The organism is Micromonospora craterilacus (genome assembly GCF_003236315.1).
Classification (GTDB): Bacteria; Actinomycetota; Actinomycetes; order Mycobacteriales; family Micromonosporaceae; genus Micromonospora; species Micromonospora craterilacus.
On sequence record NZ_POTY01000311.1, the window covers coordinates 1 to 6,791 of the forward strand.

7 protein-coding genes are annotated in these 6,791 nt (G+C 67.5%); 2 read left to right on the forward strand and 5 right to left on the reverse strand.

What is annotated here, in order from left to right; translation table 11 throughout:
* Positions 1–591: 591 nt before the first annotated feature.
* The 5 genes from C1I95_RS30705 to C1I95_RS36725 all read right to left on the reverse strand — a co-directional run bounded on the left by C1I95_RS30705 (position 592) and on the right by C1I95_RS36725 (position 5,050).
* Complete coding sequence (locus C1I95_RS30705) at positions 592–1,074, reverse strand: GNAT family N-acetyltransferase (protein WP_233513986.1); 483 nt, start codon at positions 1,072–1,074, stop codon at positions 592–594.
* A gap of 14 nt (positions 1,075–1,088) precedes the next feature.
* Positions 1,089–2,489 carry a helix-turn-helix domain-containing protein gene (locus C1I95_RS30710; RefSeq protein WP_111219162.1) on the reverse strand — a complete coding sequence of 467 codons (1,401 nt, stop codon included), beginning with the start codon at positions 2,487–2,489 and terminating at the stop codon, positions 1,089–1,091.
* Between the two features lie 881 nt (positions 2,490–3,370).
* Positions 3,371–4,042, reverse strand: a complete 672-nt coding sequence (locus tag C1I95_RS30720) for an alpha/beta hydrolase (RefSeq protein WP_325048878.1) — start codon at positions 4,040–4,042, stop codon at positions 3,371–3,373.
* Positions 4,043–4,079: 37 nt separating this feature from the next.
* Positions 4,080–4,415 carry a hypothetical protein gene (locus C1I95_RS36720; RefSeq protein WP_233513987.1) on the reverse strand — a complete coding sequence of 112 codons (336 nt, stop codon included), beginning with the start codon at positions 4,413–4,415 and terminating at the stop codon, positions 4,080–4,082.
* Entirely contained in the window at positions 4,412–5,050 is a 639-nt protein-coding gene (locus tag C1I95_RS36725; RefSeq protein WP_233513988.1) for a hypothetical protein, read from the reverse strand. Before C1I95_RS36725 ends, C1I95_RS36720 begins: the two co-directional genes overlap by 4 nt.
* Positions 5,051–5,426: 376 nt before the next feature.
* Here C1I95_RS36725 and C1I95_RS30730 point away from each other — a divergent pair, with 376 nt between their 5' ends.
* Complete coding sequence (locus C1I95_RS30730) at positions 5,427–5,777, forward strand: histone-like nucleoid-structuring protein Lsr2 (protein ID WP_111219166.1); 351 nt, start codon at positions 5,427–5,429, stop codon at positions 5,775–5,777.
* A 450-nt stretch (positions 5,778–6,227) separates the two neighbouring features.
* Positions 6,228–6,791, forward strand: a 564-nt coding sequence (locus tag C1I95_RS30735) for a DUF5954 family protein (RefSeq protein WP_267900729.1), incomplete at its 3' end; no start/stop codon positions are given.

Here is a 6,791-nt window from a genome sequence, read left to right on the forward strand (position 1 = left end):
ACCATGGCGTGCGCCTCACCCCCACCCAAGCACTGCGTCCATCCCAAAACGATGAAACCTTCCGCTGGGAGGTCATCCTCAACGAACTCCAGAAGGTTCCCGCCCGAACGCCGTAGCCAGCTTGCAAAGCGCACTGGGCGCCGGTCGGCCCGCACGGAAACTCATGTCGAGGGTGCTCCTCTCGACCCGCACGCGGTGTCGAAGCGGGTTCGGCTCACCGTGCGGCCCGCCTCGACGACCGCAACGGCGGCGACCAGGCGATCGCCCTGCTGGCCAAGCAGCCGTCGGACAGTCAGGTCAACACCAGCCTGACCCTCGGCCCGTACTGCCCCACCCGGACCACAGCCACCGGCCACCGGTCGACAAATCCGTTGTCGGCTACTGGTGGAGCATGCCGAGCCGCCGAGCGTTAGGAGATCGGCGTGTCATAGCGATGGGAGCGATCGGTTCCGTGCGAGTGATCTGGGTCAACGGCGCGTTCGGCGCGGGGAAACAACGCTGGCGCAACGGCTGGTCGCCGACGATCTCAACTGCAGCGGCCGGCACCGCCACCTGCCCGTCCCTTGCTTTGACCACGGCGGCGTCGGCAGGTCACTTGGCAGCTGAAGCCGGCAGCAGGTGTCCTTCAAGTCGGTAGAAGATCTTGTTGCCGTTCTGCGCGACGCCGATGCTTTCGTAGAAACGCTGCGCCTGGGCGTTGTCCCGATCGGTGGTCCACTCGATCCGGCTGCAGGAGTTCGCGACCGCCACCTCGGCAAGACGGTCCATGAGGAGCTTCCCCACTCCTTGCCCCCTGGCCGCCTTTGCCACGTACAGCTCCTTCAGGTAAAGCGAGCGGGTGAGGCCGACGGCAGGCCACAGGAAGGAGTACGTTGCGAGCCCGACGAGTGCCTCCGCCTCCCAGGCCAGCACGGCGTAGGCGACGGGCGGGTTATCGAAGAGCGCTTCGTTGATTTGGCGGATCCGCACGTCACGTGGCTCGACCTCGGTCTCACCGTAGAACGTGTCCAGTTCCTGGAGTAGTGCGGCGAGCGCGTCGACGTCGGCGGGCTCGGCGGCTGCTACCAGGGTCACGAAACTGCGCCTTTCTATCGGGCCATCGTCAACAGTGCTCGCAGGTCGCGTGCGGTCGACGAGGAGCGCTGTGCGGCCGGAAGCGCGTCGAGGACGAGACAGGCCCGCTCAGCGATTATGCCCTGACGCTTTGCCTCGTCGAGGCTCCCGATCGTCTCTGCGAGCGAATCCAGCGCGTCAGACGCGTGGCCCGTCTTGGTGAGGCACGTGGCGCGGTCCAGTCGGGTGAGCGCCCAGTCGGTGTAGTCGCCAGGAGAACCGAGTTCGAGTGCCCGGTCTTGGGCGGCGAGTGCCGCCTTGAGGTCTCCAAGAAGGGTGTAGGCGTTCTCCTCGTGGAAACGCAGTTGGGCCTCGCTGTACCCGAACGCCGAGTGGCTCAGAGCGTCTCCTTCAAGATGGGACAGGAACTCCTCGGCGCGTCCCAGGGCCGCCCGGGTTTCCTCGCGTCGGCCCGTTGCGGCCAGTGCCCGCGCTTCAATCGCCGCCGCCAGGACGGTTCCCACGGATGCCTTCTGCCCGGCAACCTCCTGCGCATGCCGTGCGAGGTTCACAGTCTCGTCGAAGTCCGCGCTGTAGTAGTACACATGGGCCTCCTGCGCGAGCACCCATGATTGGATCACCGGGTGCCCCGCCTCGACGGCGGCGAGCCGGGCCGTCCGCGCCCACCGTTGGGCCGCCGCCCGCTCGTCGATCCTGCACAGGACGAGGCACATCAGACCCGACATCTGCGCGGCCATCCCGGTCAGACGGCGCAGCGCAGAAGCCGACGGACGACGTCCGATGACCTCTCTCAACTCGGTGAGGTCGCCAGCGATCTCGCGGAGCAGCATGTCGGCCGAGCGATCCCGAGTCGCACGGCCGTGGTGGGTGACGATCCGCTCCCACTCGTCGAGTCCGGCTACGGTGATCGGTCCCAGGCTCAGAGCCTCGTTGAGCGAGCGGCGCAGGCCGTCAACGTCGTCCACGACGGCCTGAAGGTCGGCGCCAGGGCGGCTTGTTGAGCTGCGATCATGGCAGGCACCGGAGGTAAGGCGGCATCCCGCTGGCGCGGCTGGCGTTGCACGGTCCGGAGCCCAGTTGGGTGAACTCGCTTCGACGAGCGTCTGATGGTCGAGAACTGCTCCCCAGCGGGCATGGCGAGCCGCCTCGGCTTTCTCTTCCTTCTGCCGGACTTCGAGGGATCGGTAATCGTCGTAGCCGGCGATCAGATCGCCGCCAGCATTGAGGAGCGACTCGCACTGAACCCAGAAGACCCGGTCCACCACCTGCCGACCGCTCTCGACGTTAGCGACGGTGCTTCGAGTGCTGTGCACCCGCCGGGCGACATCGTCCTGAGTCAGCCCACGCGTCCTACGCCACCCGGCGAGCCGCCGCCCCAGCGCCCGCTTGACCTCACTGAGCTGCTGCGGATTCACGAAGCTGTCCCTCCATCACCGTCAACGGCGGTCTTCGATGGAAACAACTAGCCTACCGTGCGGTCACGGCTCCGCGGATCGTCCACACGCCGCTGCCGGTAGATGGCTCCGCCGCGAGCGGTTGCCCGCCACGGCCGGGCGACGTGCAGGGCGAGGCGCAGGTCGGGCGCGTGGCGGTCGAGGGTGACGCAGGTGAGGCCGTTGCTGCCGTCGGTAGCGCATCGGGTGAACCACACGCCGTGGGGGCCGATGACGCCGGCCGGCATAACGGTGCTGCATTGGGCGGGAACGGAGACGCTGACCGTATTCGTGTCCGGCCGTTCGGAGACGAACTCGCACGCCACGCCACGATCAACCGCGGCGACACCTCCTGCGACCTGTTTCTCTCCGGTGAGGCAACCCTGCACTGGTGGACCAACCAACGCGACGAGTAACTGCAAGCCTTCACGTCCTGCGGATAGGTAGGTTCGGATGCTGCCCGGCCGCCGCCGTACGCCGACCAAGTAGCGCAACCATTAGGGCGGTCGGTACGGGTCAAGGCGGTGAAGGCGAGGGCGTGCAGGTTGGCAACGACTACGAGGCTCCGCCAGACGCCCTCCGCAGAATCCACAGGCTGGACGCGACAGCGGGTGATGGCAGCGGTGGAGTCGCACAACTCGCCACCAGAACCGTTGCCAGAATCGGTCACTACCAGCGGAGTTTCTGAACCAGAAACGGTGAGAGCAACCGGCTGCTACAAGCAGCCCAAACGGCCAGCAAGGCTCGCGATCCCCGCAGCGCTGATACTTAGGGTGCGCGCTATGCCGCCTGGCGCTCCGCCATCATGCCCATCACCTCCTGGAACCGCTCGCGGAGTACCGCCGCCGGCCAGCCAGACAAGCTCAGCCAAGGTCAACATCCCGGGCCGGAGTCGTAGGCCAGAGCACACCGTCGAGGAACTCCTCAACGACCGTGGCGACCTGTCCGAGCACCGAAGCGGAGGAGGCCAGCGGCCCGGGTACGTACATGCCGTGGTTGGCGCCCTCGACTTCAAGCACATACGCAGAGAGTTGACGTGCGAGCGGACCGTCCCAGAACGGGTCGGCGGTGCCGCCGACGAGTAGGCACGGCGCGGTTGCCTGGCGGAGCGCCGCCACCACCGGATCGGCGGTGAGTAGCGGAGTGAGCCAGACCGCCGGCAGCATTCGCTTCATCGCTATCACGGCGGCGTGGCTGCCCAGTGACTTGCCGATCAGCAGGGGCGAACTTCCGGCCTGGGGGTCGCCGAGTTCGTTGAGGACGGGTTCGACCTGGGAGACCACCCAGGCTTCGCGCTCGCCCGGGGTCAGGTCGACAGGGTCTTCGCGGCGGGTCCAGGAGATCGGCCAGATCTGGGCGCCGCGGGCTTCCGCCGCGTCCGCTGAAAACATTAGGAGCGGCGCGTGCGGGCCGTTGCGCCCGCCGGGTACCAGCACGGCGGTGCGTCCAGGTACGACCTCGGACGAGTTTGGCCTGTTCGTGGCCGCGGCGTCCACGGTCGCGCTCGTTGCCGACAGCCGTGCTGGGTCGATCACGCGGTCACGCTACCGCCACGCGAACCCGACCTCGAACTCAGCCGCCAGCCGGCCAGACCCAACACTGCACATTTGAAAGGCGGAGCGCGTCGACTGCCAGACCGAGCGCGTCGAGTTCGATGATCCAGCCGCACTCCGCCAGGACGGGGTCCATCAGCGGCGTCCAGTCCGGCAGCAGCAGCCAGGATGCGTAGAGCTGTTGATCGAGCCAGACGACGGGCTGAGCCGCGAGGAACTCCTCCCGGTCGGCAGGAGCCTCGACGAACACCGGTGTCGAGTAGACCGGGTCAGCGTGGGCTGCCGTCAGCAGCAGCGGATCCTGGACCAGGGTGGCATCCACGAGCTGCCCGAACGACGAGGTCCACACGATCATGTGCCCGTTCGTGGTGCCATCGGGTGCACGACCGGCGGTCGTTTCCACACGCCGACCTCGGACACCTCAGTGAACGATTCGGTCACCCGATACAGCGACGCACACGCGGCGACCGGCTCGGCGTCGAAGCCGAGGTGCCGCAGCGCCCCACTGATCTGGTGACTCGTCGGCACACAGGTACCCACGGGCTTGCCGCTCTGCGCCTGGTGCAGGACGGCCAGGACCGCGAGCAGCGGAATCATCCCCACCGGCGCCTCGGCGGGGCGCCCGAACATCGGACTGCACTCGTACACCGGCATCAACGCCGCCTTCGCCGGGCGCGGACCCCGACTGCCGGACACACGGGTGGGCGGAATCATCCGGCGGATGGGCTCCCGCCGCTGCCGGCGGCCACTGCGTTTCCGATCGCCCACCGAACCTCCCGTGAGCATGCACACCACCATTTTTATCGATGCTTCCACAAGACCAGGCGGCGCAGCCGCAACCACCGCCGCGAGCGGGTGCGTGCCGCGGCACACTCGACTGGTCGTGCGGCGCAGCAATCCCTCGCCCGGGGTACTTGTTCCGACGATCACCGCGGCGTTGACCGACCGCGCTCCATCCCACGCGTCCCCGCCGATGTTCATGATCAGCAAAGCGATGGCGTGGGAAGGCCTTCGGACTGGGCACCCAGGGTTGTCGACGCACCCCTGCCCGACAGCGGAGACCCCCACGGCGGCAACGGAACTCGCACGACCTGTCACGGATTGACACCGAAATGACCACCCCGATCCTTCCCGATGAATACAGGAGGCCGCATCCACGAGGATCAGGCTTCCATCGCCAACACAAAGTCGCCATTCGCCTACCCGGCAGGAAGATTCGAGGTGGTTCGGCGAGCGGTTCTCTCGCGAGATCGGGTCGGTCAATATGAGCTGCTAAGTAGACCCTGTTGACGTGGCGAGTGCCGTACGGGTTATTGTGCTTACACGTTGATAGGACCACCCCTACTCGAAAGGAATGTGCCCAGACGTGGCGAAGCAGATCATCCATAAGCTGGTCGATGACCTGGACGGCGGCGACGCCGACGAGACCGTGAAGTTCGCTCTCGACGGTGTGCAGTACGAGATCGACCTGTCCAGCGACAACGCCGACAAGTTGCGTGAGGTGTTCGGTCCCTACGTCGCCCACGGCGCGAAGGTGGGCCGGGGCGGCTTGGTCGTCGGTGGCCGCGCCGCTCGTGGTCACGGTTCTGCCAGCGCCGACCGTGAGCAGAACAAGGCGATCCGGGTGTGGGCCAAAAAGGCCGGTAAGGACATCTCCGACCGGGGCCGGATTCCGCAGGAGATCGTGAACGAGTACCACGCGAAGGCAGGCCGCTGACCCGTCACGCGAGTCCGTCCCGTTCGTGTTCCCGGCGCAACCACAGTCCGCACTACAGGTGAAGGCCGCACTCGTCGGGGCTTGCGTGCCTAGGTCTTCTCCTCGTGATCACAAATCGCGGATGCGTCCGGTCACCGAGCTCCCCATCGGTGCCGGCCGCAGCGGAGCGAGCGAACGGATTGACCACGCAGCCGAGAGACGCCCCTACTCATTTACGTGGTAATCGGCTATGCCGGATCGCGGTGACAGCCCACCGTAGGTCGCCCATGGAGTCGGTGCCATCGACCGGCCAGGCTTCCCGCACATTGCGCCTGCGTTCGTCAACGAGGTGGTGCGCGTGGCCTGCCCGCTCCCGTGCCGCGGCCCGGGCACCGCGTGCCCGCATGACAGCACCGTCGCCGGCCGACAGAATGATGTGCCGTGAGGGACGAGGCACCGAAGCCTTCGGTTGTGCGGGTCGTCCGGCGTGACGATCCCGTCGGCGCGGTGACCGAGCACGACGCCGTCTCCCGCGCCCGGGCGTACCCGATCATCCGGATCGGGGCGCCGCTGTTCGGGCACGCGGTGGACCTCGGCGACGGGCGATGGCAGGTACACGCCCTGTTCGACGACACCCCGCAAGACGCCCGCACCACCCTCGCCCACCGGCTGCGGGAACGGCTACTCGACACCACCGACCCGGCCCTGGCCGCCGAGGTGACCGCCGCCGCGCAGATCCTCGACCGGGAAAAGGTCGACGAGGTCGTCGTCGCCGGGCGGTCGCACCGCGTGGTGCGGGCGGACAGCTTCGCCCGCTTCGGCCCCGACGGGCCCGAACCCCCGCGGCCCAGCGACCCCGACCCGCGTGAGTTCGGCGACCACGACAGCTTCCTCGATCCGGAGGTGATCGCCGACTCGGCCGCGCCCACCGGTGTCGGCGCCGCGATGCTGAAGGTCGACCTGCTCCCGGCGCACTACCCCCGCGCCCAGGTACCGGCCGACGTGTACGCCGACAGCGTCGCCGCCGTACACACC

Bases quoted from the DNA above. Each gene is read 5' to 3' on its own strand.
- C1I95_RS36720 (WP_233513987.1), bottom strand. From the start codon at position 4,415: ATGATCGTGTGGACCTCGTCGTTCGGGCAGCTCGTGGATGCCACCCTG.